This window comes from Roseovarius conchicola, assembly GCF_041403425.1.
GTDB classification, from domain to species: domain Bacteria; phylum Pseudomonadota; class Alphaproteobacteria; order Rhodobacterales; family Rhodobacteraceae; genus Roseovarius; species Roseovarius conchicola.
Window position 1 is genome coordinate 95,293 of the sequence record NZ_JBGEHK010000005.1, and the last position, 23,662, is coordinate 118,954.

Genomic DNA, 23,662 nt, shown 5'->3' on the forward strand with positions numbered 1-23,662 from the left:
GCAGTCAGAACTTTTGCCAGAGGCCTATCTTCAGTCCGAGGTCTTCAGAATTGTTAATCCCGGCCAGCGCACCCAGTTCAATGTGCTGGCCGGGCTTGCGTTCATAAACGAATGAAGGCGCCAGCTTCAGATATTCCGGGTTCATCAGATGATGGCCGCTTTGCAGCTGAACCATCACCTTGGTGCGTTCACCTAGGTTGAGACCGACCGTGATATCCGTGGTGATGTCCATGTTGCCGCCGTCGATTTCGATACGAGCAAGCGTATCGACAGCCATCCAACCCGACCGATCCCCCAGTGAAAAACCACGTCCGATTGACAGGCCAGGACGCAGGACTGCCTCCTGTTCGGTCGTCCCAACTCCAAGTTCTGCTGCTATTTTGAAAGGTGAGTCCGGGCTGCCAAATGCCATTTTCGCGAAGACAATCGCCTTGTAAAGGTCATCTTGAGTGCCGCCCAGATCAAAGCCCAACGTCACATTTTTGTTTAATCCGTATTCCAAATAGGTGGTCGCAAAGCTTGGGCCGATTTCCGAGACCGGGGCCTCAATGCTGAAAGAAAGAAAACCCTCGCCCGCTGAGCGCAGCCAGGGCCCGGCCTGTGCAGAACTGGCCAGCAGTATCCCCCCCAGTATCGCAGGCCATAAGAGTCGCATCATCCGGTCCAAATCCAAAATGCTTAACGTCCAACATGGTTAACGATGGTAAATCCTTGGTTAACAAAATGAGGGTTTTGCCCCGGGTGCTGCTTGCTGATACTCTGGACTAAGAGGAGAGATGCCATGCCTACCATCGCCCCATCCAACAGCTACCAGACTGTTCTGACCACGTTTGAAATGACACCCGGTACCTGCCAGGACCTACTGGATGCACTGGTGGATGCCTATGAAAACTTCATTTCAAAACAACCCGGCTTTATCGGTGCCGGCCTGCATGTCAACGATGCCCAGACCCGCATCGCCAACTATTCGCAATGGAAACGCCGCGAAGATTTTCAGGCGATGTTGCGCAGTGATGAAATGCGGCGGCGCAATCGTGAGATCAACACATTGTGCAAGACCTTCGAGCCGGTGATGTATGACGTGGCGGCAACATTTGAATGACTGATAGTTCCGAACAAAGCCTAGCAGGCGATACCACTGCCGAATTAAGAATCGTTCGCCGCGAGTTGGAGAAGCTGAATTCCCATCGCTTTATCCGGATGCATAATTCGGTCTTTCGGCTGCTGACCTTCAATTTCATGCGCGGTCTCGCCTTCGGGCTGGGCACTGTGCTGGGGGCGTCGGTATTGTTGTCGCTGGTCGCCTGGTCGGTCAGTCAGATCGAATTTCTGCCGATCATCGGTGAATGGGCGACGGAAATTGCCCGCCAAATGAAGGCTGCGCAGTAGCCTCTCTCAGATGCGCAAGAAACGGGTCGTGCCCGTTCACGCTGTATGAGATGGAGGTGCGATGACATCGCCTGCTTCTCAAATCACCCCAGTCGCCGCCCTGATGCTGTTAGGACTTGCCTTGGTGTGGGGCGGGTCTTTCTTCTTCGCCGAGATTGCTCTCCAAGGTGTCCCACCGCTGACCATCACCTTGTTCCGCGTCGGCCTGGCTGTACCCGCGCTGGCCTTGGTGATCTGGGTGCGGGGCATTTGCGTGCCGCGATCTTTGCGTATCTGGGGCTGTTATCTGGTGATGGGGGCGCTGAACAACGCGCTTCCGTTTTCGCTGATTTTCTGGGGGCAAACGCAAATCGAATCCGGTCTGGCCTCGATCTTGAACGGCACGACGGCTTTCTTTGGCGTACTGGTGGCCGGCCTTATTTTGAAGGATGAACCGCTGACCCCGAACAAGATCATTGGTGCATTGTTCGGGCTGGCTGGCGTGGTCGCCATTCTGGGGTTTGACCTTTTGGGCGGGCTTGATCCGCGTGACCTGGCGCAATTGGCGGTGCTGGGTGCGGCTCTGTCTTATGCATTTGCGTCGGTCTGGGCCAAGGTCACCCTGGCCGGTATCCCTGCGCAGATGAATGCCTTGGGGATGTTGACCGGTAGCACGGTCTTGATGATCCCCGTGGCGCTCTGGTCGGATGGGGTCCCGACCTTCGGCTATAGCGCATCAGTCTGGGCGGCCCTTGTGGCGATGGCTCTTTTGTCAACGGCCATCGCCTATCTGCTCTATTTCGGCATTCTCGTGCGGGCAGGGGCGGCCAATCTGATGCTTGTGACGCTGATGATCCCGCCTTTTGCTGCGGGGTTGGGCGCGGTTTTCCTGGACGAACGCTTGTCGCCGGACGCGTTTGTCGGTTTTGGCCTGATTGCCCTCGGCCTTTTGATCACCGATGGCCGCCTTTTCAAACGTCGCGCCGTCTGACCTGTATCAAGGAACACGGCCTCGCATTCTGCCATAAGGGAGCTAACAACCACTTCTGGAGAAACGCCATGTATCACAATATTCTCGTTCCGATTTCCTTCGAGGAAGACCGCGATTCCGCCGGAGCACTTGAGATCGCACAGGCTTTGGCCGCGGAAGGGGCAAAGATCACCCTGTTCCACGTGATGGAGCAGGTGCCCGCCTATGCCATTTCCTACATCACTCAGGAGCATCGCACCGAAAGCCGGCGCGCGATCGAAACCGAACTGGCCGATATGGTCGCCGACGTTCCAAATGGCGAAGGTCTGGTGGTGGAAGGGCATTCAGGCCGCACGATCCTGGACTGGGCCGAGCAGAAAAAGGCCGATTGCATCGTCATTGCCAGCCACCGCCCCGGCATGCAGGACCTGTTTCTGGGCAGTACCGCGTCGCAGGTTGTGCGCCACGCCACCTGCGCGGTGCATGTGATCCGCTAAGGCGCGCGGTATCCTGCGGGTTTGCGTCGCACCCCTTTTCGCGAAGGGGTACGCGCCCCATATCGATGTCTATACCCAACAAGGAGATGACACCGATGCAATGCCCGATTGATGGAACCCAACTTGTCATGGCCGACCGCGCCGGGGTCGAAATTGACTATTGCCCGCAATGTCGCGGCGTTTGGCTGGATCGCGGTGAATTGGACAAGATCATCGAACGCTCTGCCGCGCCTGCGCCACAACCACAGGCCGCACCCCGGCATGATCCGCGTGACGGATATGAGGATGACCGCAGCTATCGCAAGAAGAAAAAACGTGGTGGGTTCCTGGAAGATATCTTTGATTTCTAGTTCGTAGGGCGGGGTTCACCCCGGCTTGCCCGTCCAATGGCGGGGTGAACCCCGCCCTACGCCCTTTAGCTTGCCAAAGGCACACCCTCGCAGGCTCGAAACGCCGCTACCGGCCCGGCGGCGCCCTCCAGTGGAAAGGCAATTTCCACATCGCCTGCTATTGCCGTGGCGGTATGGTTGTATTGCAAGCCATCCAGCACATTGCCAAAGCCCCGGTCGGTCACGGTCAAGGCGCTGCGGTCGGCGTTCAAAACATGCCGACCTGTCCCGATTGCCCGCGCGTGCGGTCCATCAAAACGCATCCCGAAACTCGGCGTCTCAGCCCACGGCTGGGCACGCGAAATGGTCAGTGAATAGAGCGGCTGCGTTGGATCATATGTCAGTTCGATCCGCGCCTGTGACGTCTCATGGGACAGCAGGCATGGCAGGCCGGGGGTGAATTCCCAAGCCTGGGCCGCACTGGCAAAGAGAATAAGGGGTAAAGTGAGGCGCATATGCGAAGGATAGCACGGATGTCTGCCAAGGCGAGGCCGTGCGTTGGATGATGCGTCATGATCGGGAAATCAAGTCAGAGGGCTGGCTATCTTGCGTGGGTGGCTGGCGTAGCGCGCTGGCTGATCCCGGAGGATTGGCTGGCTGGCTTTTGCGAGCGGCCTGCGTGATTTGCTGGCACTCTGATCTTGAGAGGAAGATAGGAGTGCAGGGCGGTGAGTTCAAGGGAAAAATAAATTAAATCAATTAGTTGAGTGGTTTTGTCGGGTATTAAATTCCGATGGTTTTTGTCGGGAAATGGCGGTTGACGCCTGTTTGTCGAAAAAGGAATGAAGCCCAATAAGTTAGAGGGCGTCTCCATGCGTCAAACTATGAGTTTCGACCTTGTAAGACAGAGTTGGCTGGGGGTTTACCTAGCCTGTTGTCACTGGGTCAACGGAGTTGGGATGAAACTTCAAATACTTTAGGTTTTGGCCACAATTGGTCGCGCGGTTTTGCTATCTTCGTCGAATTCATAAACTTTTTCGATATCAGAATATAGACCTAGGGATTGTGCCTCGAATTCTAACCACTTTTCAATGAAAGGCTCTAAGAAATCTCCTAGATGCTGTTTCCCGTCAGCATATATTGGCGCTGCATAGTGTTGAACCTGATGTGAAACAGATGAGTACTGCACTCCGGGCGAAATCATCAAGATTGCATCAATTGCGGGTGTGCTTCGAGACATGGCATGACCAGCAAGATACTTTAGAAGTTCAAGTGGTCCGAATAGCAACTCGTTCAAGTTTGCACATATCAGTATACTGTCGTGTTTCTTACCAAGAAGAATGCGAGACGAAATAACTTGTTTGTTGGCTTTGCGAACTGTGTTTTTGATCGAATTCTGAACTTTACCGTGAACAAACCGAACAACTTTCTGTGGAAGAGGAGCCACACTATTGAGCCAGTCATTTTTTCGGGAAAGCGGAAACCCAAAATTTGCTAAACCCTCCTCTACCAATCCAAGTACAAAATCATGTTCTCCATGGTTTTTATTTAGAGTCTTTAACTCAATGATGATTCCTGGATTCGGAAAGAAGTAGTCGGCACATTTGGTTCCATCAGGAATTTTCCCTGAGAGCATCTTATCGAGTCGACAGCCGTTCAATTCAGATTCCACAAATTTATCGAACAGGCATTCAAATGATGCAGGCGTGAAAGTGAGTTCCGGCATTCGTCACCTCTTCCGCCGCTTCACATTGCCGCCCCGTTGTCCGGGCCGTCCGGCGGTTGAGCGGCCCTTGGATTTCACAGCGGCGTCGCTGGCGGCCTCAATCGCGGATTGGCGGGCCAATGGATCGTCGGCCACAGCCAGATCAACCGCCTCAAGCCGTTTCACCTCGTCGCGCAGGCGGGCGGCCTCTTCGAATTCAAGGTTCTCGGCGGCCTTGCGCATCTCCGCGCGCAGCCCGTCCAGATGGGCTTGCAGGTTTGCCCCGATCAGCGGTTTGTCGACCTTGGCGGTGACGCGGTTCATATCCACGTCGCCCTTGTAGAGCCCCGCCAGAATGTCCTCGACGTTTTTCTTTACAGTCTCGGGGGTTATGCGGTGTTCTTCATTATAGGCGAGCTGCTTGGCGCGGCGGCGGTCGGTTTCGCCAAGGGCACGCTCCATCGAGCCGGTGATCCGGTCGGCATACATGATCACGCGGCCCTCGGCATTGCGCGCGGCGCGACCGATGGTCTGGATCAGCGAGGTTTCCGAGCGCAGGAAGCCCTCCTTGTCTGCATCCAGAATTGCAACCAACCCGCATTCAGGGATGTCCAAGCCCTCGCGCAGCAGGTTGATACCGATCAGAACGTCGAAGGCGCCCAGACGCAGATCGCGTAAAATCTCAATTCTTTCAAGGGTATCAATGTCGCTGTGCATGTACCGCACCCTGATGCCCTGTTCGTGCAGATATTCGGTCAGGTCCTCGGCCATGCGTTTGGTGAGCGTGGTGACCAGCGTGCGGAAGCCTTCGTTGGTGACGTGGCGCACCTCGTCCAGCAGATCATCGACCTGCATGTCGACAGGACGAATCTCGACCTCCGGGTCCAGCAACCCGGTGGGGCGGATGACCTGTTCGGTGAAGACCCCGCTGGTCTGCTCCAGCTCCCACTTGGCAGGGGTGGCGGACACGAACACCGATTGCGGGCGCATCGCGTCCCATTCCTCGAACTTGAGGGGGCGGTTGTCCATGCAAGACGGCAGGCGGAAGCCATGTTCCGCCAGCGTGAATTTACGCCGGTAGTCGCCTTTATACATCCCGCCAATCTGGGGGACCGAGACGTGGGACTCATCGGCAAAGACGATGGCGTTGTCGGGGATGAACTCGAACAGAGTCGGGGGCGGTTCACCGGGGGCGCGGCCTGTGAGATAACGGGAATAGTTCTCGATCCCGTTGCACACACCCGTGGCTTCCAGCATTTCAAGGTCGAAATTGGTGCGCTGTTCCAGCCGCTGCGCCTCAAGCAATTTGCCCTCGGACACCAATTGATCCAGTCGGACGCGCAGCTCTTTGCGGATGTTGATGATGGCCTGCTGCATCGTTGGCTTGGGCGTCACGTAATGCGAGTTCGCATAGACGCGCACCCGGTCCATCGTATCGGTTTTCTCGCCCGTAAGGGGGTCGAATTCGGTAATAGATTCAAGTTCTTCTCCGAAGAAGCTCAACCTCCATGCGCGATCTTCAAGGTGGGCCGGAAAAATCTCAAGGCTGTCGCCGCGCACCCGGAAAGAGCCGCGTTGAAACGCCTGATCGTTGCGCTTGTAGGTTTGCGCGACCAGATCGGCCATCACCTTGCGTTGGTCATAGTCGTGCCCGACCTGCAGATCTTGCGTCATCGCGCCGTAGGTTTCAACCGAACCGATACCATAGATGCACGACACCGACGCCACGATGATCACATCGTCGCGTTCCAGAAGCGCACGGGTGGCCGAGTGGCGCATCCGGTCGATCTGTTCGTTGATCTGCGACTCCTTCTCGATATAGGTATCGCTGCGCGCCACATAGGCCTCGGGCTGGTAGTAGTCGTAGAAGGACACGAAGTATTCGACCGCGTTATGGGGAAAAAACCCTTTGAATTCCCCGTAAAGCTGCGCGGCGAGGGTTTTGTTGGGCGCCAAGATGATCGCCGGACGCTGTGTTTCCTCGATCACCTTGGCCATGGTGTAGGTTTTACCGGTGCCTGTTGCGCCCAGCAGAACCTGATCCCTTTCCCCATCCAGCACGGCCTGGGATAGCTCGGCAATCGCGGTCGGCTGGTCGCCGGCAGGTTCAAATGCGCTGACCATCTCAAGACGCCGACCGCCTTCCAGCTTCAATCGTTTGCGCACATCCTCACCGCCGCTGGCGATGGCGGCGGCCAGTTCGGAATCGGTTTTGTCGGAATGGGCGAAGGGCATGTATGCGGTTCCTTGAAGGGGGACAGGCGCAGATTTGATCTCTTTTGCGGGCACTTCAACCCCTCTTGCCGTGCTGCTGACCAAAACTGTCATCAGGGGGCGCTGACTGCCGTGATTATCCGTCTTGCTGCTGGGCGCGCAATTTGGGATAAGAAAACCGCACGAAGGAGAGCACATATGCGCGCACGCATCTATCAACCGGCCCGCACCGCGATGCAGTCAGGCACCGCCAAGACCAAACATTGGGTTCTGGAACATGTGTCCGAAACCAAGCGCGAGGTTGACCCGCTGATGGGCTGGACCTCGAACAGCGATATGCAGGCACAGGTGCGCTTGCGGTTTCCTACCAAAGAGGCTGCGCTGGAATACGCCGAGGACAATGGCATCGAAGCAGTCGTGCAGGACCCCAAGCCCCGCAAGCCCAATGTCCGCCCGGGCGGTTATGGCGAGAATTTCGCCACCAACCGGCGGGCTGTGTGGACGCATTGACGTCATTGGGTCTTTCTTGATCCCGATCAAGGTTTGCTCTGCCTCGATCTGCTAGCGTCCAAGCGGTATTTTTAAGCCTTTAGGAGACGCGAACATGGCCACACCCAAACCAACAGCAAAAGCCGCAGCCAAGCCGAAACTGGCAGAGGCGCCCGTTGAGATGAATCCAAAGATGGACACCCCATCAGTGATCGAGGCGTTTGAAAGCGGGGCCTATCCCTATGAAACCAAGATGGGGCGCCGTGAATACGAAACGCAAAAGGCGGCTATTCAGGCGGAATTGCTGAAGGTTCAACTGTGGGCGCAGGAGACAGGGCAGAAGTTTGTCCTGCTGTTCGAGGGACGTGACGCCGCCGGTAAGGGCGGAACGATCAAACGTTTCACCGAGCATTTGAACCCGCGGACCGCGCGTGTGGTTGCCTTGAACAAACCCACCGATGAAGAACGTGGGCAGTGGTTTTTCCAGCGTTACATCAACCATTTGCCGACCAGTGGCGAAATGGTCCTCTATGACCGGTCATGGTACAACCGCGCCGGTGTTGAGCGGGTGATGGGCTTTTGTGAACCAACACAATATCTGGAATTCATGCGCCAGACCCCTGATCTGGAACGGATGCTGGTGCGGTCAGGTATCCGGCTTTACAAATACTGGTTTTCGGTCACGCAGGACGAACAACGCCGCCGCTTTGCCAGTCGCGAGACAGATCCGTTGAAACAATGGAAGCTGAGCCCGATTGACAAGGCGAGCCTTGATAAGTGGGACGATTACACCGAAGCCAAAGAAGCGATGTTCTTTTACACCGACACCGCCGATGCACCCTGGACTGTGATCAAATCCGTCGACAAGAAACGCGCGCGTATCAACTGTATGCTGCATTTCCTCGACTCGCTGGATTATCCGGGCAAGGACCTTGAGGTGGCCCATGCGGCGGACCCGCTGATCGTGAGTTCAGCCAACCATGTGGTGCACGAGTCTCAGCATATTCTGGGTGCGGCCCTGCACCCGGATCAGCGCAAACCGCGTTGAGCAAACTAGTTTGACCTGAACGAGTGGCGTCGCCACGCTCTATTCTGATTGGAGCCTGTGGCGGACACCAGAGATGACAACGGGCCACTGCGCTGTTTGGCGCAGTGGCCCGTTTTACGCCGTCCAGAAAAATCTTGCCCTGGTAGCGCCCCGCCCCTAGGGCTGGGGTATGACAGCCCGTTTGACATATAGCCAACATTTGCGTGCCATTCTGACGCTGGGTCTGCCCTTGGTGGGTAGCCACATCGCGCAGATCGCCATCGTGCTGAGCGATGCGGTGATGCTGGGATGGTACGATGTCGAGGCGCTGGCGGCGCAGGTGCTAGCGGGCGAGATATTTTTCGTGCTGTTCATCTTCGGCTCGGGCTTTGCCTGGGCGGTGATGCCGATGGTGGCCGCAGCCCAGGCCGCCGGGGAAGAAGTACAGGTGCGCCGCGTCACCCGGATGGGGGGCTGGGCCTCGCTGGGGTTCGGGGTGCTGATGTTGCCGCCCATGCTGATGGCCGAACCGATCCTTTTGGCGTTGGGGCAGGAACCCCAGATTGCCGAATTGGGTGGAGACTATCTGCGCATTGCCGGGTGGGCGATTTTCCCGGCTCTTTTGGTGATGGTGTTGAAATCCTATCTGGCCGCGCAGGAACGCACGCAGGTGGTTTTCGTAGTCACCGTGGCGGGTGTCGCCCTGAACATTGTGCTGAACTACCTGTTCATTTTCGGAAATCTTGGCTTTCCCGAGATGGGCATTCGCGGTGCGGCGCTGGCCTCGGTCATTGGTAATTTCGTCTCATTCGCGGCGCTGGCGATCTATGCAGCGCGCAAGCTGCCCGAGCATGAACTGTTCGTGCGGGTCTGGCGCCCGGATTGGGAAGCGTTTGGGCAGGTGTTTCGCCTTGGCTGGCCCATTGGCCTGACCAGCTTGGCGGAATCCTCGCTGTTTCTGGCCTCCTCCATCATGATGGGCTGGATCGGCACGGTGGAACTGGCTGCGCATGGCATTGCAATCCAGATCGCGGCGATCACTTTCATGGCGCATCTTGGGTTCTCCAATGCGGCCACGGTGCGCGCCGGACAGGCCTATGGGCGGCGCGATCCCGTGGGTCTGAGGGATGGGGGCAAGGTGGTGATCATGGTGTCGGCGGCGATCGCGTTGGCGACGGTGGTGATGTTCCTGACGATTCCTGAGTTGCTGATCGGGGTGTTCATGGACCCTGACGAGCCGGAGCGCGCCGCAGTCATCGCCGTGGGTGTCGGTCTCTTGGCCGCTGCGGCCCTGTTTCAACTGGTGGATGCGGCACAGGTTCTGGCATTGGGACTGCTGCGCGGGGTGCAGGACACGAAAGTGCCGATGGTCATCGCGGCGATCAGCTATTGGGCCGTGGGCGTCCCGGCCAGCTATCTGCTGGGCTTCACCTTTGGGCTGGGCGGGGTTGGCATCTGGCTGGGACTGGCCATTGGTTTGGCGCTGGCAGGCGGCTTCCTGATGTGGCGCTTCTGGGGGCGGGCCGTGCCCAGTTTGCCGGAGCGATCCTAGTCGTTATCCTCACGGCTGAGAAGCCGATCCGCCTTCTTACGCACCAAAACGGTGCGTAGATCATGCATCGCCAGCAACAGCGCGTCGGTGACATTCTCCAGATCCGCGTCCGAAGCCCGGCTTTGCGCCCAGTGGGTTGTGGTGTTGAGGTAATCCACCGCGCGGTGGATATCGTCAATGTCCCGTTGCGCCAGAAGGGCTTCACGCTCGGCCATCCATTCTTCGATGACCTCCATGTCACGGTCGCTGAGATCGCGGTCGCCATGGGGTTTGATCTGGCCATTGCGGATGTTGATCACGGCGATCTGATCCATGTCGATGCGACGCTGACGGTTTTCGGTGTCCACACGAAACACGAAGGCGCCGTTTTCGCGGACCCGGAAGTAGTATTCGGGCAGGTCTGTCATGGGCAGGTATCGCGCTCGTCTTTTTGGGCCTCTCCGCGACAATGGCGCGAGATGGCGGTTTTTTCAACTCTCCGTTTGATCCACCAGCGGTAGCCAGGGTGTGGCTATGCGGTGTTCAAGCCGGGGTCACCCATCTCCAATACGCGCCAGAGAGAGCCATTTGGGTCATGTAAGGTAAACATACGTGGCACATCTCCGCCCAGCTCGAACGGAGAGTCGCCCAGCCTTGGGAAGCCCTCCTTGACGATCAGTCCCAGTTTCGCCCATTCCATATGAAGGGCATCGATATCAGCAATCCGCAGACAGGCCGAGAACCAACTGTCTGCGGGGTCAAGATCGGGATGCGGGAAAAACTCCAGCCAATGGCCATGCCATGTCATGATCATCCAATTGTCGCCGCGATATAGCGTCTCGAAACCCAGCCGGTGATAAAAGGCCTGCGTTTCGCCGAAATCGCGGGCAGGGAGGTTGGCTGTGATCATGTAAGCCCGCCACAGAATGCAGCGATCCGCTTGCAGGCCTCGGTGAGGTTATCATCCGAAGTGGCATAGCTCACCCGGAAACAGGGGCTCAGGCCGAAAGCCGCGCCAAACACCACGGCCACGCCGGTGTCCTCCAGCAGGGCGGTGGCAAAGGCTTCGTCCGTGTCGATCACCTTGCCGCTGGCTGTAGTCTTGCCGATCAGTCCGGCAATCGACGGGTAGACATAGAACGCGCCATTGGGCACAGGGCACTCAATCCCGTCGATGGTATTCAGAGCCTCAACCACCAGATCGCGGCGGCGTTTGAACATCTCATTATTGGGCGCGATAAACTCCTGCGTGCCGTTCAGCGCCTCGACCGCGGCCCATTGGCTGACCGAACAAGGGTTCGAGGTGCTTTGCGATTGGATCTTGCGCATTGCCCCAATCAATTCGACAGGGCCAGCCGCATAACCGATCCGCCAGCCAGTCATCGCGTAGGCCTTTGAGACGCCATTGCAGGTCAGGGTGCGCTCATAAAGTTGTGGTTCAACCTGCGCGGGGGTGCAGAACTCAAACCCGTCATAGACAAGGTGTTCATACATATCATCGGTCATCACCCAGACTTGGGGGTGACGCATCAGAACGTCTGTCAGCCCCTTCAATTCATCCCAGGTATAGCCCGCCCCGGTGGGGTTGGAGGGCGAGTTGAAGATGAACCACTTGGTTTTCGGCGTGATCGCAGCCTCAAGTGCCTCAGGCGTCAGTTTGAAACCGGTCTCGATGCCCGCCGGGGCAATCACCGGCTCGCCCCCTGCCAGCAGCACCATATCGGGATAGCTGACCCAATAGGGGGCGGGGATCACAACCTCGTCGCCGGGGTTCAGAGTGGCCATCAGGGCGTTATAGAGAATCTGTTTGCCGCCGGTGCCGATGCTAACCTGCGCAGGTTCATAGCTGAGATCATTGTCGCGTTTCAGCTTGGCACAGACCGCCTGTTTCAGCTCGATAATACCATCGGGCGCGGTATAGCGGGTTTTGCCATCGCGGATCGCCTGAATGCCCGCTTCGGCGATATTCGCGGGAGTCGAAAAATCGGGTTCGCCCGCGCCAAGGCCGATAACATCCTCGCCAGCGGCCTTCATTTCGTTCGCTTTGGTCGAAACTGCGATGGTTGGCGACGGTTTGACGCGTGATAGTGTCGCGGAAAGGAAGGTCATCAGGCGCTCCGGGTTTTATCTCTGACATGCATCTCTTAGGTACTGGTTCCAACGTGATCAAGCATCATTCCCGAAAGGAAGACCAATGAACGCACTTCAAAAAGAAAGCTGGTACAGCCCTGAAGCGACGACCTTTGGGGACCGCCTGTCGGGCGCGCGCGAAGACGCGGGCATGGCGCAGGAAGAAATGGCGCGTCGTATCGGTGTGAAGCTCAAGACCCTGCGCAACTGGGAAGACGACTTTTCCGAACCGCGCGCCAACAAGCTGTCGATGATGGCTGGGATGCTGAACGTGTCGTTGCTGTGGTTGCTGACCGGTGAAGGCGATGGCCCCAATGCCCCCACCGCAGGCGAACTGTCAGGCGATGTGGCCGACATCCTGAGCGAAATTCGCGATCTTCAAACCGAGATGACCCTGTGCGCTGATCGGTTGAACCAGCTTGAACGCCGCTTGCGCGCGACCTTGCAGGTTGAAGCAGCCGAGTAAGCCCGGTGAGCGAGACACGTGCCACACGTTTGAAGCGTCTGCATATGCGCTCGATGCGGCGGGGCATCAAGGAAATGGATATCATCCTGTCCCGCTTTGCCGAGGCGAGGCTTGAAACGCTGAGTGAAGACGATCTGGCGCTTTATGAGGTGCTGTTGGAAGAGAACGATCAGGATCTTTACCAATGGGTTACCGGGCAGGAGCGCGCGCCGGATCAATTGCAGCCCCTGATTGACAAAATCGCAGCCCTGACGGCAAAGGGCGGATAATAGATCGCATTTTAGGCGCTATTGCCTTTGTTTAACCGATTATTTGGCAATTTACCTCAAGGTCCCTCCGAGCAGTTATGTACGGAGACGGATATGAGTTTTCAAACCCAGGTGCCCCAGCCGGCGGAACAGCAGAGTTTCATGACCGGCTATCTGGATGCGCTGGCGCTGGTGGAACGGTTGCACCGGTTGCTGTTGGACGTGATCAAGGATGAGTTTGAGCGTGTTGGCGTCCTTGAAATCAACGCGGTACAGGCGCTGTTGTTGTTCAATATCGGCGACAACGAGGTGACGGCGGGCGAGTTGAAAACGCGCGGCTACTACCAGGGCAGCAATGTCAGCTACAATCTGAAAAAGCTGGTCGATATGGGGTACATGCATCATCAACGCTGCGAAATTGATCGCCGCTCGGTGCGAGTGCGACTGACCGAAAAGGGGCGCAACATCCGTAATGTGGTGGGCAAGCTGTTTGAGCGCCACGCCGACGGCATGCAGGGTAAAGGCGTTATCGGGACGGACGGGATTGATCAGATCACCAGTGCGCTGCGCAGGGTGGAGCGATACTGGACCGACCAGATTCGGTATATCTACTAAAGACTAACCAGAAGGGGCAGGCCCTTGGCCTGCGTTGGAATCTCGGCTTAATGCGCGCGGGGCAAGGGGCCGCGAAGTGACAGAACCGGTGTATCCAGCTCACGGATCAGCTTGCGTTTCATAGCGTTTGCAAAGTCCACGTGGTTGGTCGCCACTTCTATGAAAGCGCCAGGGCCACGAATGACGAAGGCGCCAAAGTAGGTCTCAAGGGTTTTTACGTTGTTGAGGTTCTTGGTCGTATTGGCGCGGCTTTGCGGGCCGATAACCAAGGCATTCACCGTGATTTGCCCCAGGTCATCCACGCTCAGAGCGCCCGGATGCGCCCCGATATTGGCGGGCCCATCCCCCGAGATGTCCAAAGTTCGTTGCCAGCATTCCGGGTGCTGGGCCAAAGCCTGGGCCCCGTATTGCAGGGCCGCAGAAATCGCCGTGGAGGGGCCGTCGATCTTGAGACTGGCGGTTTGGCGCAGGGTATTGGCAATGTCGCCAAGCTGATCGGCGCTGGTGATTTCGCGCCAGGCGATCAACTCGCGCTGATCTGACATTCCACTCCATTCATAGATCATCAGGCGTATCGGGGCCTGCGGGAATTGCAGGAACGCCTCTTGCACATCCGGGGCTGTGAGGGCAGCGGCCAGACCATCCAGTTGCAACCGGTACTCTGTCGCATCAACCGATCCTGAGACATCAAGGCCCAATGCCAGTGCCTGCCGACATGCGGCCTCCGCTGCGGGCGCCAAGGCCAGGCAAGCCCAAAGGAAGATCCAAGGCAGTCTCATCCGGGCGGGTCGGGCTGAGGCAGGCCGGAATCTGACGGGGCAACATCCCCCAGAACGATATCATTGATTTCGCGGTAGAGCTTTCTGGTCATCGCATCGCGAAATTCCTCGAATCCGTTGGCCGTGATCACGAAAGCATTGCGCCCGCGCACGACATTATAGTGGTAATAACGCAAAACCTCGGGGCTGTGCCCAAGGATCACTAGGCCGTTTACCGTGATGCCCTCAAAGGGAAAATTGCGATAGGCGGCCTGTGGACCAAAGCCGTAATTGTTGATCCCGTCGCCCGACATATCAATCACCTTGCGATCGCAATCGGGGCCCCGCTCCATCAGGGTTGCGCCGTATCCTAAAGCCTGACCAACGGCCGTTGGAAAGTCATCATGGCTGCGTTCCATCTTCGCCAGAATCCGCACGGCGGCATCGATATCCGCGTGGCTGCGCAACCAGACCCAATCGAGATGGGTCTTGTGCTGGAAAAACCCGCTCCATTCATAGACCGCCAGCGCCACGTCGCCCGGGCCACCGCTGAGAATGGCGTCTCGAACCTCGTCCGCGTCCAGTGCGGCGGCCAAACCAACCCGTTGCAGGTCATACTCCACCGCATCCACGGACGAGGATACATCCAGTGCCAAGACCAGAGCCAGACGGCAATTGGCCTGTGCGATCCCGGCCCAGAGGATCAGCGCCAAGGTTATGATCGCCTTAATCCGCAAGGGCCATAAGACGTTTGCGTGCGGCCTCGTCCAGCCGCGCGCGCAACACCATTTCATGCTCAAACAACACGTCTTCAGTCAACGTACCGCGCCCGATATTATGCGTGATGAGTGGACGTGTCCCATCGGCACTGCGCTGATCGCTGACAATCCCGATATGGGGCAGGTTGGACCCGTTCAGCCGCCAACTGACGATATCACCTGCCTCGAAATCATTCGGGTCGTCGCTTGGCTCTTGTGCTGCCCCGATCCGGCGCAGCAGGGTTTCAAGATTGGGCACCCGACGGTGATCGATATTGCGATCCGTCGTCGAAAGCCCCCAAATCTTGGGATAATCAGAAAACGCCGCCTTCATGTCCCGGTTCACGGCCAGTTGCAGATCAATGTCATAAGCATCCCGTAAGGCGCGGATGATTACATCGCTACAGACCCCACGCGCCCGAGGGATGTCACCTCCGGGAAAATCAAGGCCGACATAGCTGGGATCATAGATGACCGTCACGCCGACCTGCGACTGGGCCGCCTTGGCCAGCCCTTCGGCCTGAACCGGGCTGGTCAGCAGCAACAGAAGGGCGGCCCATCTTACCAATGGCCCGTGTTCTCCATGCTGGCCCAAGGTTCGGCCGGTTCCAGTGAATCCCCTGCCTGCAACAGTTCGATCGAGATGTTGTCGGGGCTGCGCACAAAGGCCATGTGGCCGTCACGCGGAGGTCGGTTGATCACCACGCCATTGTCCATAAGGTGCTGACATGTCTCGTAAATATTGTCGACGCGATAGGCCAGGTGGCCAAAATGGCGGCTGTCATCGGGCAAGGCGTCATCGCCATCCCAGTTATAGGTCAGCTCGACCGGGCACTCTTCCTGGCCTTCGGGAGCCATGAAAACCAGCGTGAAGCGTCCGCCTTCATTGTCCCAGCGCCGGGTTTCCTTCAGCCCCAGCAGGCCATAGAACGCCATGGATGCTTCGAGGTCCTTCACCCGAACCATCGTGTGCAGGTATTTCAATCCCATCTCTTGTCTCCTGTTGCGTTGCTTGTGATCCTAAGGCCTTTGCCTGCCGCGTCCAGTCCGTGATCGGAATTGTGATTTTGCGCTGGCAGTCCCGCGCCGACCTGTCTTATCTTCCAACTGACAATCCGGAGGCCCTTTTGCAGCAATATCTCGACGCTTTGCGCACCGTGCTGGATCACGGCGTGATTTCGACCGACCGTACCGGCACTGGCACGACCTCGTATTTCGGGCTGCAATGCCGCTATCCGCTGGCGGATGGATTTCCACTGGTGACCACGAAAAAGCTGCACCTGCGCTCGATTGTGCACGAGCTGCTGTGGTTCCTGTCGGGTGATACCAACATCAAATATCTTCAGGAAAATGGGGTCAGCATCTGGGATGAATGGGCGGATGAAAACGGCGATCTCGGTCCGGTATACGGCCATCAATGGCGGCATTTTCCCAAAGTAAATCAGGATGGTATTGGTGAGGTTGACCAGATCGCCAAACTGGTCGAGATGATCAAGGCCACGCCGGATAGCCGCCGTTTGATCGTATCGGCCTGGAACCCCGGCGAGGTGGATCAGATGGCTTTGCCGCCGTGTCACACCCTATGGCAGGTTCGGATTTCGGGCGGCAAGCTGCACCTGCAGCTTTACCAACGCTCGGCCGATATGTTCCTGGGGGTGCCGTTCAACATCGCCTCTTACGCGTTGTTGCAGGCCATGCTGGCCCATGTGGCCGGGTATGAGCCGGGCGATTTCGTGCACTCCATTGGCGATGCGCATATCTATTCCAACCATATGGATCAGGTGAAAACGCAGCTTGAGCGCAGCCCGCGTCCCTTGCCGCAATTGCGGATCAATCGGCAGGTCAGTTCAATCTTTGACTTCCGGTATGAGGATTTCGAATTTCTGAACTATGATCCGCTGCCCGCGATCAAGGCACCGGTGGCCGTATGATCAGTCTGGTTGTCGCCCGTGATCGCAACGGGGCCATTGGCAAAGACGGGGATATTCCGTGGCGCGCGCCAGAAGACCTGAAGATGTTCCAACGCGAAACTCTGGGCGGCGCGTTGATCATGGGGCGGAATACATGGGAAAGCCTTCCGGTTAAGCCTCTGAAAAATCGCCTGAATTGCGTTGTCTCGCGTGATGCGTCGCTGACCGAACATGTGTTTTCGGACATCCCGGCGGCTATCGCGGCTGGCTATGACTCGGGACATACAAGGATTTACGGCATTGGGGGGCAGTCGATCTATGCCGAGATGCTGCCAATGGCCCATCGCCTTCTGATCACCGAGGTCGATCTTGAGGTTGAAGAGGCTGATGCACGCTTTCCCAACATCGACGAAGCAGAATGGATAGAAACTCGCCGTATGGTTCTGCGCAACGATGCCCCACACTGTACCCTACGCGAGCTGATACGGCGCTGACCGGCGCGCAGTGGAAACGCATATTTTCAAGCTTAGAAATTGACAGCAATGCAGGCATCCGTACGATGACGACCAGGTAAGAATTACACAACCAGTTGACGGGGGTCACATGTCTTTTACTAAATCTATTGCCGCAGGCATCGCCATTGCCGTGATTGGCACCGGTGCAATAGCCGGGGAAGCCAAGATCTATACCTATGCCAGCAAGGAGAATTTCTGCCCGGCGGGCCTGCAACCGATCACCATTTCGGGGGTGATCTGTTGTGGCACCCCAAATACAAGCCATACTTACCAGAAAGTCATGGCACATCCAGTCAAGAAAAAGACCCATCACGTGCGCCAGTCGCGGGCCGTGGATACCTGCCGTGAAGGTGAAAAGGGCTGTTACTAAATCCGTGTTCTGAGAACGAAACAGATGAAAGGGCGCGGCATTGGCAGCGCCCTTTTTCTATGTGTCATCGCGTCTGCTGGAATCGCTTCGGCCTAATCACTCTTTGCCTGTCCCAAAGAGACAGGCAGAAGAGATGTTTAAACCTCTTTGAAATCAGGGTGTTAGAGCAGTGACAGGTTTGACGCCATCTGCCGGCCATCACGGCCATCTTCCAGCTCAAAGCTGACTTTCTGGTTGTCGGCCAACCCAGTCAGACCTGATCTTTCCACGGCTGAGATATGCACAAAAACATCTTTGCCGCCATCTTCGGGTTCGATGAACCCGTAACCCTTCGTCGTATTGAACCATTTTACGGTGCCATTGGGCATACCGCATCTCCTTCTGTCGTCACTTCCCCGGAAATGCCGGGCTATGTCACCCTTGGAATTGACCCGACCTTGAATGGTCGAAACAGCCCCAGGATCACAGCTAAGATCATTGCATCCGGAGTGTAAAAAGCAAGTGAAACCCCGTGACCTAACAGCCAAGTGACTGTATTCAGATGGCGATTAAATGGGGGATCACATGATCTTATATGGGCTGAAAAACTGCGATACCTGCCGTAAGGCGTTGAAATCAATTCCGGATATCGAGTTGCGGGATGTTCGCGCTGACGGTGTTCCAACCGACGTGCTGAAATCCGCCTATGCCCAATTCGGCGACGCATTGCTCAACACACGCTCAACCACCTGGCGTGGGCTGAGTGAGGCCGAGCGCGCCGGTGATCCGCTCGACCTGTTGGCGAAGCACCCGACATTGATGAAAAGGCCGCTGATCGAGGTCAACGGCCAGTTCCATCTTGGTTGGGGGAAAGATGTGCAGAGTGCGCTTGCGCCTTAATCGACATCCGCCGGGGCAATGCGACCGCCCAGCAGACGGTCAAGCGATAGCGGCCCTGCGCCTTTGATGACAATTACCAGCAGCAGGAACACCCAAAGCGTGCGTTCGTCGATCAAGGCGATGCTGGTATCAAACCATGTGCCCAGTTTGGCACCATGCCCCGTCACGTCGACGACGGTTTGCACGATGATAAATCCGATCGTTCCAAGGGCCGCGAGCCGCGAGAAAAGCCCGATCACGATCAGCACCGGCAGCACGAATTCCGTCACGGTCCCCGCAAAGATCACGAGGCGTTGGAAAAAGGTCATTTCCTCAACGTTCCACAACACCGCTTCGGCCGCCTTGGGAAAGATCTGACCAAATGCGCCGGAGGAGGGTGTGAAGATCGAGTCGTCAATCTTCAACAGGGCCGAGTTCCAGTAATAGACAAAGAGAACCGCCAGAAACGCCAAGCGCGCGAGGGTGGGCAAAAGCCAGTCAGCGCGGTCGAGCCGGGAAAATACGGAATGGTGTAGGGAGATGAGGGCGTTCATTCAGAGGACTCCACGATGATGCGCGTGACAGCGTTGTTGGAAAGAAGCAGGCCAAGGGCGTGCGACAGGTCGAATTCTGGATCATGCTGCGTGGCCGCATCATGGGCGGTACCAAGCGGGGCATCGGAGGCGAGCGCATCGATAAACGCGGCAGTTGCGGTCGGGATTGGTGTTAGCTGTGGGTCGAACTTGGGCCGGGTGATCAGCACGTTTTGTGCGCCCGGTTCGGGTTTGGGCCCGTCTTCCAGATTGAATGCCCAGATCGCATGAATGGGCCAGGGTGAGCGGACCATACGCACCGCCGGGGCAAGACCGAACCGCGTGTTCAACAGTGCCTCGGGCGCGAGGGTCTGCAGAACGCTGGCATCGGCAGGGGCGGCATCGGCAGCGTGATAGGACAGGCGGATCGCCTGTTCCAGCCGGGCCACATCGGGCAGGTAACCGATATGTTGCAGGGGCTCAAAACCAGTCAGGAAGTCGGGCATTTCCGCCCCGTATTGCGACAGCATCGGTACACTTGGCGGGTGCTGGCGCAGAAAGACGCTGGCGACTTTCTTGAAGTTCTCTTCACCGATCAACTTGAGGATGGCCGGAAAACTCAGTTCCAGCGCCTCGGTCAGGCTGGAGGCGACATTGTTGCGATAAACCGCGAAACGGCGCCCAGCCGGGTGCCCTTGCCCGTCGGAAAGGCCTTCTGGCACCGGCTGCTTTGGATCAAGAAGCGCGGTGTGAAACCGGGTCTGCGAGACAGTCATGCCGCGATCTTTTCAAGCGCGCGCGCGGCGCGGGTAGCCTCATCTGCCAGAACAGGCCATTCGGGGATATTGTCATCCCATTCCACCAGAACGGGCACCGGCCCCGAGCGTTCCAGCGCGTAATCCAGAAGGGTCCAGACCGGATCGGCCACTTCGCGCCCATGGCTGTCGATCAACAGCGGCGCGCCGTGATCATCCTCGTCCTCGTCATGCCCGCCAAGATGGATTTCACCCACCTTGCTCAGCGGGAAGGCATCGACATAGGCGTGGGTATCAGTTTTCAGATTGGTGGCCGAGACGAAGATGTTGTTCACATCCAGCAACAGACCACAGCCGGTGCGGTTGCTGATCTCGTTCAGGAAATCGGGTTCTTCGAAGGTGCTTTCCTCGAAGGCAAGATAGCTGGACGGGTTTTCCAGTAGCATTTGACGGCCCAAAACCTCCTGCACCTGATCAATGTGATCGCAGATGCGGGTCAGGCTGGCCTCGGTATAGGGCAGGGGCAGCAGATCATTCAGGAAATGGCTGTCATGGGTGGACCAGGCCAGATGTTCAGAAAAGCTGGCCGGGTTCAGCCAGTCACACAAATGCTTCAGGCGGGCCAGATGATCGGCGTCCAAAGGCAGTTCGCCACCAATAGACAGGCCGACACCGTGCACGGAAATCGCAAATTTTTCAGCAAGATGGCGCAGCTGCGCTATCGGACGGCCACCGTCGCCCATGTAATTCTCGGCGTGAATTTCCAACCATTCAACAGGCGCGGCATTCTGCGTGATGTCGGCAAAATGCTGGGGCTTGTAGCCCACACCGGGTGCTGCAGGCAGAGCAGGAAAACGGGAGGAGGCATCAAGCATGATGTGGCCTGTCGTTATACGGAAAGGGAAGGGGCGCGCAGCAGATACGCGCGCCCCCAACGTAGTCGGTCGATCAGGACGGCAGATCGCGGTTCAGCTCTTCCAGCGAGCCAACGCGGTCGCCGGGCAGCTCGATTGTGGTGCAGGTGCCTGCGTCAACCAGGGTCCAGGCGTTGCCTTGGTAATCCACGGTCGAAGAGCCTGCACATGTTGTGCCAGCACCAGCCTTGCAGTCATTTTCGCCAGCCAGCGAGATGCCATAGCATTTCTCTTTTTCAGCGGCGACAGCAGTAGAGGTTTGAGCCGCCAGAGCAGCAGTAACAGCACCAGCGATTGCGACAGTTTTCATCATATTGGACATGGGGGACTCCCTTAAGGTTAAACACGTTACGCGGGGGACGGGTGTGTCGGTGGCTTATGAAAGGTGCAGCACCTTCACCGACATCAGCCTGTTCCGCATAGCTAAAAGATAAGGGTGGTCAGGCGCATTATGCCACTCACGAACCTGTTAGACACGGATGCGTCAGGATGTGTGAGACGCGCGCAGACGGTAAGTGCTTGAAATTAATGGAAACGCTTGATGGAGGTGAGCGAAAAACCGCAATTTGTTGCAGGTTTTTCGCCCTGAGATCACCAAATGTTACAATTGATCCGGGGGTGTCGCGGCCCTGGCGAGATCGTTCGTGACCTCTTGTAACGATTCAACGCTGGTTTGTTTCTCGCCCAGACGCCGAACGGTGACCGTGCCGTCTTCGACTTCCTTCATCCCGCAGGCCAGGATGACCGGGACCTTGCCCACTGAATGTTCGCGGACCTTGAAGTTGATCTTTTCGTTGCGGATATCGGCCTCGGCCCGGATGCCTGCTTTTTGCAGGGCTGCCACCACGTCGAGCACATACTCATCCGCATCCGAGATGATCGAGGCGACCACCACCTGGCGCGGGGCCAGCCAGAAGGGCATTTTGCCAGCATGTTCTTCGATCAGGATGCCGATGAACCGCTCAAAACTGCCAAGCGTCGCGCGGTGCAGCATGACGGGGCGGTGTTTCGCGCCATCCTCGCCAATATAGGTGGCATCCAGCCGTTCAGGCAGAACGAAATCCACCTGGTGGGTGCCGCATTGCCAATCCCGGCCAATCGCGTCGGTCAGCACAAACTCCAGCTTGGGTCCGTAAAATGCGCCCTCACCGGGGTTCAACTCGGGTTCGATCCCGGCAGCGCGGGTGGCTGACAGCAGCGCGGCCTCGGCCTTGTCCCAAACCTCGTCACTGCCCGCCCGTTTTTCGGGCCGATCCGAGAATTTCACACTGAAGTTTTCAAACCCAAGGTCCTTGTAGACCTCCGAGAGGAAGCGGATGAACTCGGCGGTCTCGGACTCAATCTGGTTTTCGCGGCAGAAGATATGCCCGTCATCCTGCGTGAACCCACGCACACGCATGATCCCGTGCAGCGCGCCCGAAGGTTCATAGCGGTTACACGATCCAAACTCGGCCATGCGCAGGGGCAGGTCGCGATAAGACTTCAGGCCCTGATTGAAGATCTGCACGTGACAGGGGCAATTCATCGGCTTGAGTGCGTTCACCGCCTTTTCGCGGGCATGCTCTTCGTCCACTTCGACGATGAACATATGCTCTTGGTACTTTTCCCAGTGGCCGGACTCGACCCAAAGCTCACGATCCACCACCTGGGGTGTATTCACCTCGACATAGCCACCTTTGCGCTGTTGACGGCGCATGTAGTCCTGTAGCTGGGTGTAGATGGTCCAGCCATTCGGGTGCCAGAAGATTTGCCCGCGCGCCTCTTCCTGCATGTGGAACAGGTCCATCTCGCGACCCAGCTTGCGGTGATCGCGCTTGGCAGCTTCCTCAAGGAAGTGCAGGTATTTCTTCAGCTTATCCTTGTTCTCGAACGCCACGCCGTAAATGCGTTGCAGCATCTCGCGGTCGCTGTCGCCGCGCCAATAGGCCCCGGCCACGCTCATCAGTTTGAAGGCGTCGGCGGGCAATTGGCCAGTGTGCTGCAAATGCGGACCACGGCACAAATCCTGCCAGTCGCCGTGCCAATACATGCGCAAAGGCTCGTCGCCGGGAATGGCGTCGATCAGTTCGACCTTAAAGGGTTCGCCAGTCTCCTCGTAGTGCTTGACGGCGCGCGCACGCTCCCAAACCTCGGTGCGGACGGGATCGCGCAGGTTGATGATCTCTTTCATCTTCTTTTCAATCGCGCCCAGGTCTTCGGGCGTGAACGGCTCGGCGCGATCAAAATCGTAGTACCAGCCGTTTTCGATCACCGGGCCGATGGTCACTTTCACGTCGGGCCAGATCTCCTGCACGGCGCGGGCCATGACATGGGCAAAGTCGTGCCGGATCAGCTCAAGCGCTGCGGCCTCGTCTTTCATGGTGTTGATTTCAATCGCGGCGTCGGCGTTGATCGGCCATTGCAGATCGTAGTGCTGACCATCCAGCGTTGCCGAAATGGCTTTCTTACCAAGCGAGTTTGAAATGCTGGCGGCCACGTCCGCCGCCGTGACGCCTGCGTCATAGCTGCGTGCGTTGCCGTCGGGAAATGTCAGGGATATCTGGCCCATTGGCCTGAAGCTCCTCGTCAGTTTGGCGCCCACGAAGCGCCCGGTTGCGGGTATGTCAGTCGATGTGCGCTATTTGGCTGGCGCCCCACCATATGTCAAGCGGGAAGGCGCGCGCGGTATGCAATTGTATGGGTTTACGGGTAAGTGCCTGTGC

The 23,662-nt window shown here is 57.5% G+C and carries 32 protein-coding genes; 15 read left to right on the forward strand and 17 right to left on the reverse strand.

All coding sequences use genetic code 11. From position 1 onward, the window contains the following. Positions 1 to 4: 4 nt before the first annotated feature. On the reverse strand, positions 5 to 658 hold the full coding sequence (locus tag V6N02_RS14835; RefSeq protein WP_371226573.1) for a hypothetical protein: 654 nt from the start codon (positions 656 to 658) through the stop codon (positions 5 to 7). 123 nt (positions 659 to 781) lie between these two features. On the opposite strand from V6N02_RS14835, the gene V6N02_RS14840 reads away from it, so the two are divergent. The 5 genes from V6N02_RS14840 to V6N02_RS14860 all read left to right on the forward strand — a co-directional run bounded on the left by V6N02_RS14840 (position 782) and on the right by V6N02_RS14860 (position 3,185). Next, positions 782 to 1,102 carry an antibiotic biosynthesis monooxygenase family protein gene (locus V6N02_RS14840; protein ID WP_371226575.1) on the forward strand — a complete coding sequence of 107 codons (321 nt, stop codon included), beginning with the start codon at positions 782 to 784 and terminating at the stop codon, positions 1,100 to 1,102. Further along, positions 1,099 to 1,389 carry a DUF5665 domain-containing protein gene (locus V6N02_RS14845; RefSeq protein ID WP_371226577.1) on the forward strand — a complete coding sequence of 97 codons (291 nt, stop codon included), beginning with the start codon at positions 1,099 to 1,101 and terminating at the stop codon, positions 1,387 to 1,389. Before V6N02_RS14840 ends, V6N02_RS14845 begins: the two co-directional genes overlap by 4 nt. A gap of 61 nt (positions 1,390 to 1,450) precedes the next feature. Beyond that, on the forward strand, positions 1,451 to 2,359 hold the full coding sequence (locus V6N02_RS14850; protein WP_371226579.1) for a DMT family transporter: 909 nt from the start codon (positions 1,451 to 1,453) through the stop codon (positions 2,357 to 2,359). 68 nt (positions 2,360 to 2,427) lie between these two features. Further along, a complete protein-coding gene (locus V6N02_RS14855; RefSeq protein ID WP_371226581.1) occupies positions 2,428 to 2,835 on the forward strand; it encodes a universal stress protein in 408 nt (135 codons plus the stop codon). 95 nt (positions 2,836 to 2,930) lie between these two features. Then, complete coding sequence (locus V6N02_RS14860; RefSeq protein ID WP_371227143.1) at positions 2,931 to 3,185, forward strand: TFIIB-type zinc ribbon-containing protein; 255 nt, start codon at positions 2,931 to 2,933, stop codon at positions 3,183 to 3,185. A gap of 65 nt (positions 3,186 to 3,250) precedes the next feature. Here the strand turns inward: V6N02_RS14860 and V6N02_RS14865 are convergent, their stop codons facing one another. The 3 genes from V6N02_RS14865 to uvrB form a co-directional block, all read right to left on the reverse strand. Next, positions 3,251 to 3,679 (reverse strand): hypothetical protein, encoded by a 429-nt coding sequence (locus tag V6N02_RS14865; protein WP_371226583.1) that lies wholly within the window; start codon positions 3,677 to 3,679, stop codon positions 3,251 to 3,253. Positions 3,680 to 4,140: 461 nt separating this feature from the next. Continuing rightward, a complete protein-coding gene (locus V6N02_RS14870) occupies positions 4,141 to 4,890 on the reverse strand; it encodes a hypothetical protein (protein WP_371226585.1) in 750 nt (249 codons plus the stop codon). Positions 4,891 to 4,893: 3 nt separating this feature from the next. Continuing rightward, positions 4,894 to 7,104 (reverse strand): excinuclease ABC subunit UvrB, encoded by a 2,211-nt coding sequence (gene uvrB, locus V6N02_RS14875; protein WP_371226587.1) that lies wholly within the window; start codon positions 7,102 to 7,104, stop codon positions 4,894 to 4,896. A gap of 177 nt (positions 7,105 to 7,281) precedes the next feature. Between uvrB and V6N02_RS14880 the strand changes: the two genes are divergently transcribed. The 3 genes from V6N02_RS14880 to V6N02_RS14890 all read left to right on the forward strand — a co-directional run bounded on the left by V6N02_RS14880 (position 7,282) and on the right by V6N02_RS14890 (position 10,151). Beyond that, positions 7,282 to 7,593 carry an ETC complex I subunit gene (locus V6N02_RS14880; RefSeq protein ID WP_371226589.1) on the forward strand — a complete coding sequence of 104 codons (312 nt, stop codon included), beginning with the start codon at positions 7,282 to 7,284 and terminating at the stop codon, positions 7,591 to 7,593. Positions 7,594 to 7,753: 160 nt separating this feature from the next. Then, positions 7,754 to 8,620 (forward strand): polyphosphate kinase 2, encoded by an 867-nt coding sequence (gene ppk2, locus V6N02_RS14885; RefSeq protein WP_371227145.1) that lies wholly within the window; start codon positions 7,754 to 7,756, stop codon positions 8,618 to 8,620. A 169-nt stretch (positions 8,621 to 8,789) separates the two neighbouring features. Then, positions 8,790 to 10,151, forward strand: coding sequence for an MATE family efflux transporter (locus tag V6N02_RS14890; protein WP_371226591.1), 1,362 nt, complete (start codon positions 8,790 to 8,792; stop codon positions 10,149 to 10,151). Here V6N02_RS14890 and V6N02_RS14895 read toward each other — a convergent pair. The 3 genes from V6N02_RS14895 to V6N02_RS14905 all read right to left on the reverse strand — a co-directional run bounded on the left by V6N02_RS14895 (position 10,148) and on the right by V6N02_RS14905 (position 12,239). Beyond that, positions 10,148 to 10,558: a hypothetical protein gene (locus V6N02_RS14895; RefSeq protein WP_371226593.1), complete on the reverse strand. Its 411-nt coding sequence runs from the start codon at positions 10,556 to 10,558 to the stop codon at positions 10,148 to 10,150. The two genes, V6N02_RS14890 and V6N02_RS14895, sit on opposite strands and share 4 nt — an antisense overlap. 104 nt (positions 10,559 to 10,662) lie before the next feature. Next, the gene (locus V6N02_RS14900; protein WP_371226595.1) at positions 10,663 to 11,040 is read right to left on the reverse strand and encodes a VOC family protein; all 378 of its coding nucleotides are present in this window, start codon (positions 11,038 to 11,040) and stop codon (positions 10,663 to 10,665) included. After that, positions 11,037 to 12,239: a pyridoxal phosphate-dependent aminotransferase gene (locus V6N02_RS14905; RefSeq protein ID WP_371226597.1), complete on the reverse strand. Its 1,203-nt coding sequence runs from the start codon at positions 12,237 to 12,239 to the stop codon at positions 11,037 to 11,039. The genes V6N02_RS14900 and V6N02_RS14905 overlap by 4 nt, the downstream gene beginning before the upstream one ends. Before the next feature lie 85 nt (positions 12,240 to 12,324). Between V6N02_RS14905 and V6N02_RS14910 the strand changes: the two genes are divergently transcribed. The 3 genes from V6N02_RS14910 to V6N02_RS14920 all read left to right on the forward strand — a co-directional run bounded on the left by V6N02_RS14910 (position 12,325) and on the right by V6N02_RS14920 (position 13,589). Next, positions 12,325 to 12,726, forward strand: coding sequence for a helix-turn-helix domain-containing protein (locus V6N02_RS14910; protein ID WP_371226598.1), 402 nt, complete (start codon positions 12,325 to 12,327; stop codon positions 12,724 to 12,726). Between the two features lie 5 nt (positions 12,727 to 12,731). Further along, positions 12,732 to 12,995, forward strand: a complete 264-nt coding sequence (locus V6N02_RS14915) for an FAD assembly factor SdhE (protein WP_371226600.1) — start codon at positions 12,732 to 12,734, stop codon at positions 12,993 to 12,995. Between the two features lie 93 nt (positions 12,996 to 13,088). Beyond that, positions 13,089 to 13,589 (forward strand): MarR family winged helix-turn-helix transcriptional regulator, encoded by a 501-nt coding sequence (locus V6N02_RS14920; RefSeq protein ID WP_371226602.1) that lies wholly within the window; start codon positions 13,089 to 13,091, stop codon positions 13,587 to 13,589. Positions 13,590 to 13,636: 47 nt separating this feature from the next. Here V6N02_RS14920 and V6N02_RS14925 read toward each other — a convergent pair whose 3' ends face one another. From V6N02_RS14925 to V6N02_RS14940, 4 genes are read right to left on the reverse strand one after another with little or no spacing between them, the layout of a single operon-like run. Next, positions 13,637 to 14,368 (reverse strand): DUF1194 domain-containing protein, encoded by a 732-nt coding sequence (locus V6N02_RS14925; protein WP_371226604.1) that lies wholly within the window; start codon positions 14,366 to 14,368, stop codon positions 13,637 to 13,639. After that, positions 14,365 to 15,060, reverse strand: a complete 696-nt coding sequence (locus V6N02_RS14930; RefSeq protein ID WP_371226606.1) for a DUF1194 domain-containing protein — start codon at positions 15,058 to 15,060, stop codon at positions 14,365 to 14,367. Before V6N02_RS14930 ends, V6N02_RS14925 begins: the two co-directional genes overlap by 4 nt. A gap of 13 nt (positions 15,061 to 15,073) precedes the next feature. Next, on the reverse strand, positions 15,074 to 15,673 hold the full coding sequence (locus V6N02_RS14935) for a DUF1287 domain-containing protein (RefSeq protein WP_371226608.1): 600 nt from the start codon (positions 15,671 to 15,673) through the stop codon (positions 15,074 to 15,076). Beyond that, a complete protein-coding gene (locus V6N02_RS14940; protein WP_371226610.1) occupies positions 15,667 to 16,095 on the reverse strand; it encodes a VOC family protein in 429 nt (142 codons plus the stop codon). Before V6N02_RS14940 ends, V6N02_RS14935 begins: the two co-directional genes overlap by 7 nt. A 137-nt stretch (positions 16,096 to 16,232) precedes the next feature. Here V6N02_RS14940 and V6N02_RS14945 point away from each other — a divergent pair, with 137 nt between their 5' ends. The 3 genes from V6N02_RS14945 (at position 16,233) to V6N02_RS14955 (ending at position 17,900) form a co-directional block, all read left to right on the forward strand. Continuing rightward, a complete protein-coding gene (locus tag V6N02_RS14945; protein WP_371227147.1) occupies positions 16,233 to 17,036 on the forward strand; it encodes a thymidylate synthase in 804 nt (267 codons plus the stop codon). Continuing rightward, positions 17,033 to 17,509, forward strand: a complete 477-nt coding sequence (locus V6N02_RS14950) for a dihydrofolate reductase (protein WP_371226612.1) — start codon at positions 17,033 to 17,035, stop codon at positions 17,507 to 17,509. Before V6N02_RS14945 ends, V6N02_RS14950 begins: the two co-directional genes overlap by 4 nt. 109 nt (positions 17,510 to 17,618) lie before the next feature. After that, positions 17,619 to 17,900, forward strand: a complete 282-nt coding sequence (locus tag V6N02_RS14955; RefSeq protein ID WP_371226614.1) for a hypothetical protein — start codon at positions 17,619 to 17,621, stop codon at positions 17,898 to 17,900. Between the two features lie 161 nt (positions 17,901 to 18,061). Here V6N02_RS14955 and V6N02_RS14960 read toward each other — a convergent pair whose 3' ends face one another. Beyond that, positions 18,062 to 18,268 (reverse strand): cold-shock protein, encoded by a 207-nt coding sequence (locus V6N02_RS14960; protein ID WP_371226616.1) that lies wholly within the window; start codon positions 18,266 to 18,268, stop codon positions 18,062 to 18,064. A 196-nt stretch (positions 18,269 to 18,464) separates the two neighbouring features. On the opposite strand from V6N02_RS14960, the gene V6N02_RS14965 reads away from it, so the two are divergent. Then, positions 18,465 to 18,779 carry an ArsC/Spx/MgsR family protein gene (locus V6N02_RS14965; RefSeq protein WP_371226618.1) on the forward strand — a complete coding sequence of 105 codons (315 nt, stop codon included), beginning with the start codon at positions 18,465 to 18,467 and terminating at the stop codon, positions 18,777 to 18,779. Here V6N02_RS14965 and V6N02_RS14970 read toward each other — a convergent pair. The 5 genes from V6N02_RS14970 to thrS form a co-directional block, all read right to left on the reverse strand. Continuing rightward, positions 18,776 to 19,312, reverse strand: coding sequence for a DoxX family protein (locus V6N02_RS14970; protein WP_371226620.1), 537 nt, complete (start codon positions 19,310 to 19,312; stop codon positions 18,776 to 18,778). The genes V6N02_RS14965 and V6N02_RS14970 overlap by 4 nt on opposite strands. Continuing rightward, positions 19,309 to 20,067 (reverse strand): HvfC/BufC family peptide modification chaperone, encoded by a 759-nt coding sequence (locus tag V6N02_RS14975; RefSeq protein WP_371226622.1) that lies wholly within the window; start codon positions 20,065 to 20,067, stop codon positions 19,309 to 19,311. Before V6N02_RS14975 ends, V6N02_RS14970 begins: the two co-directional genes overlap by 4 nt. After that, positions 20,064 to 20,921 carry an MNIO family bufferin maturase gene (gene bufB / locus V6N02_RS14980; protein WP_371226624.1) on the reverse strand — a complete coding sequence of 286 codons (858 nt, stop codon included), beginning with the start codon at positions 20,919 to 20,921 and terminating at the stop codon, positions 20,064 to 20,066. Before bufB ends, V6N02_RS14975 begins: the two co-directional genes overlap by 4 nt. 73 nt (positions 20,922 to 20,994) lie before the next feature. Continuing rightward, positions 20,995 to 21,282 carry a BufA1 family periplasmic bufferin-type metallophore gene (locus V6N02_RS14985; RefSeq protein WP_371226626.1) on the reverse strand — a complete coding sequence of 96 codons (288 nt, stop codon included), beginning with the start codon at positions 21,280 to 21,282 and terminating at the stop codon, positions 20,995 to 20,997. Between the two features lie 279 nt (positions 21,283 to 21,561). Further along, positions 21,562 to 23,508: a threonine--tRNA ligase gene (gene thrS, locus V6N02_RS14990; RefSeq protein WP_371226628.1), complete on the reverse strand. Its 1,947-nt coding sequence runs from the start codon at positions 23,506 to 23,508 to the stop codon at positions 21,562 to 21,564. Between the last annotated feature and the right edge of the window lie 154 nt (positions 23,509 to 23,662).

Bases quoted from the DNA above. Each gene is read 5' to 3' on its own strand.
- V6N02_RS14835 (WP_371226573.1), bottom strand. From the start codon at position 658: ATGATGCGACTCTTATGGCCTGCGATACTGGGGGGGATACTGCTGGCC.
- V6N02_RS14840 (WP_371226575.1), top strand. From the start codon at position 782: ATGCCTACCATCGCCCCATCCAACAGCTACCAGACTGTTCTGACCACG.
- V6N02_RS14845 (WP_371226577.1), top strand. From the start codon at position 1,099: ATGACTGATAGTTCCGAACAAAGCCTAGCAGGCGATACCACTGCCGAA.
- V6N02_RS14850 (WP_371226579.1), top strand. From the start codon at position 1,451: ATGACATCGCCTGCTTCTCAAATCACCCCAGTCGCCGCCCTGATGCTG.
- V6N02_RS14855 (WP_371226581.1), top strand. From the start codon at position 2,428: ATGTATCACAATATTCTCGTTCCGATTTCCTTCGAGGAAGACCGCGAT.
- V6N02_RS14860 (WP_371227143.1), top strand. From the start codon at position 2,931: ATGCAATGCCCGATTGATGGAACCCAACTTGTCATGGCCGACCGCGCC.
- V6N02_RS14865 (WP_371226583.1), bottom strand. From the start codon at position 3,679: ATGCGCCTCACTTTACCCCTTATTCTCTTTGCCAGTGCGGCCCAGGCT.
- V6N02_RS14870 (WP_371226585.1), bottom strand. From the start codon at position 4,890: ATGCCGGAACTCACTTTCACGCCTGCATCATTTGAATGCCTGTTCGAT.
- uvrB (WP_371226587.1), bottom strand. From the start codon at position 7,104: ATGCCCTTCGCCCATTCCGACAAAACCGATTCCGAACTGGCCGCCGCC.
- V6N02_RS14880 (WP_371226589.1), top strand. From the start codon at position 7,282: ATGCGCGCACGCATCTATCAACCGGCCCGCACCGCGATGCAGTCAGGC.
- ppk2 (WP_371227145.1), top strand. From the start codon at position 7,754: ATGAATCCAAAGATGGACACCCCATCAGTGATCGAGGCGTTTGAAAGC.
- V6N02_RS14890 (WP_371226591.1), top strand. From the start codon at position 8,790: ATGACAGCCCGTTTGACATATAGCCAACATTTGCGTGCCATTCTGACG.
- V6N02_RS14895 (WP_371226593.1), bottom strand. From the start codon at position 10,558: ATGACAGACCTGCCCGAATACTACTTCCGGGTCCGCGAAAACGGCGCC.
- V6N02_RS14900 (WP_371226595.1), bottom strand. From the start codon at position 11,040: ATGATCACAGCCAACCTCCCTGCCCGCGATTTCGGCGAAACGCAGGCC.
- V6N02_RS14905 (WP_371226597.1), bottom strand. From the start codon at position 12,239: ATGACCTTCCTTTCCGCGACACTATCACGCGTCAAACCGTCGCCAACC.
- V6N02_RS14910 (WP_371226598.1), top strand. From the start codon at position 12,325: ATGAACGCACTTCAAAAAGAAAGCTGGTACAGCCCTGAAGCGACGACC.
- V6N02_RS14920 (WP_371226602.1), top strand. From the start codon at position 13,089: ATGAGTTTTCAAACCCAGGTGCCCCAGCCGGCGGAACAGCAGAGTTTC.
- V6N02_RS14925 (WP_371226604.1), bottom strand. From the start codon at position 14,368: ATGAGACTGCCTTGGATCTTCCTTTGGGCTTGCCTGGCCTTGGCGCCC.
- V6N02_RS14940 (WP_371226610.1), bottom strand. From the start codon at position 16,095: ATGGGATTGAAATACCTGCACACGATGGTTCGGGTGAAGGACCTCGAA.
- V6N02_RS14950 (WP_371226612.1), top strand. From the start codon at position 17,033: ATGATCAGTCTGGTTGTCGCCCGTGATCGCAACGGGGCCATTGGCAAA.
- V6N02_RS14955 (WP_371226614.1), top strand. From the start codon at position 17,619: ATGTCTTTTACTAAATCTATTGCCGCAGGCATCGCCATTGCCGTGATT.
- V6N02_RS14960 (WP_371226616.1), bottom strand. From the start codon at position 18,268: ATGCCCAATGGCACCGTAAAATGGTTCAATACGACGAAGGGTTACGGG.
- V6N02_RS14965 (WP_371226618.1), top strand. From the start codon at position 18,465: ATGATCTTATATGGGCTGAAAAACTGCGATACCTGCCGTAAGGCGTTG.
- V6N02_RS14970 (WP_371226620.1), bottom strand. From the start codon at position 19,312: ATGAACGCCCTCATCTCCCTACACCATTCCGTATTTTCCCGGCTCGAC.
- V6N02_RS14975 (WP_371226622.1), bottom strand. From the start codon at position 20,067: ATGACTGTCTCGCAGACCCGGTTTCACACCGCGCTTCTTGATCCAAAG.
- bufB (WP_371226624.1), bottom strand. From the start codon at position 20,921: ATGCTTGATGCCTCCTCCCGTTTTCCTGCTCTGCCTGCAGCACCCGGT.
- V6N02_RS14985 (WP_371226626.1), bottom strand. From the start codon at position 21,282: ATGTCCAATATGATGAAAACTGTCGCAATCGCTGGTGCTGTTACTGCT.
- thrS (WP_371226628.1), bottom strand. From the start codon at position 23,508: ATGGGCCAGATATCCCTGACATTTCCCGACGGCAACGCACGCAGCTAT.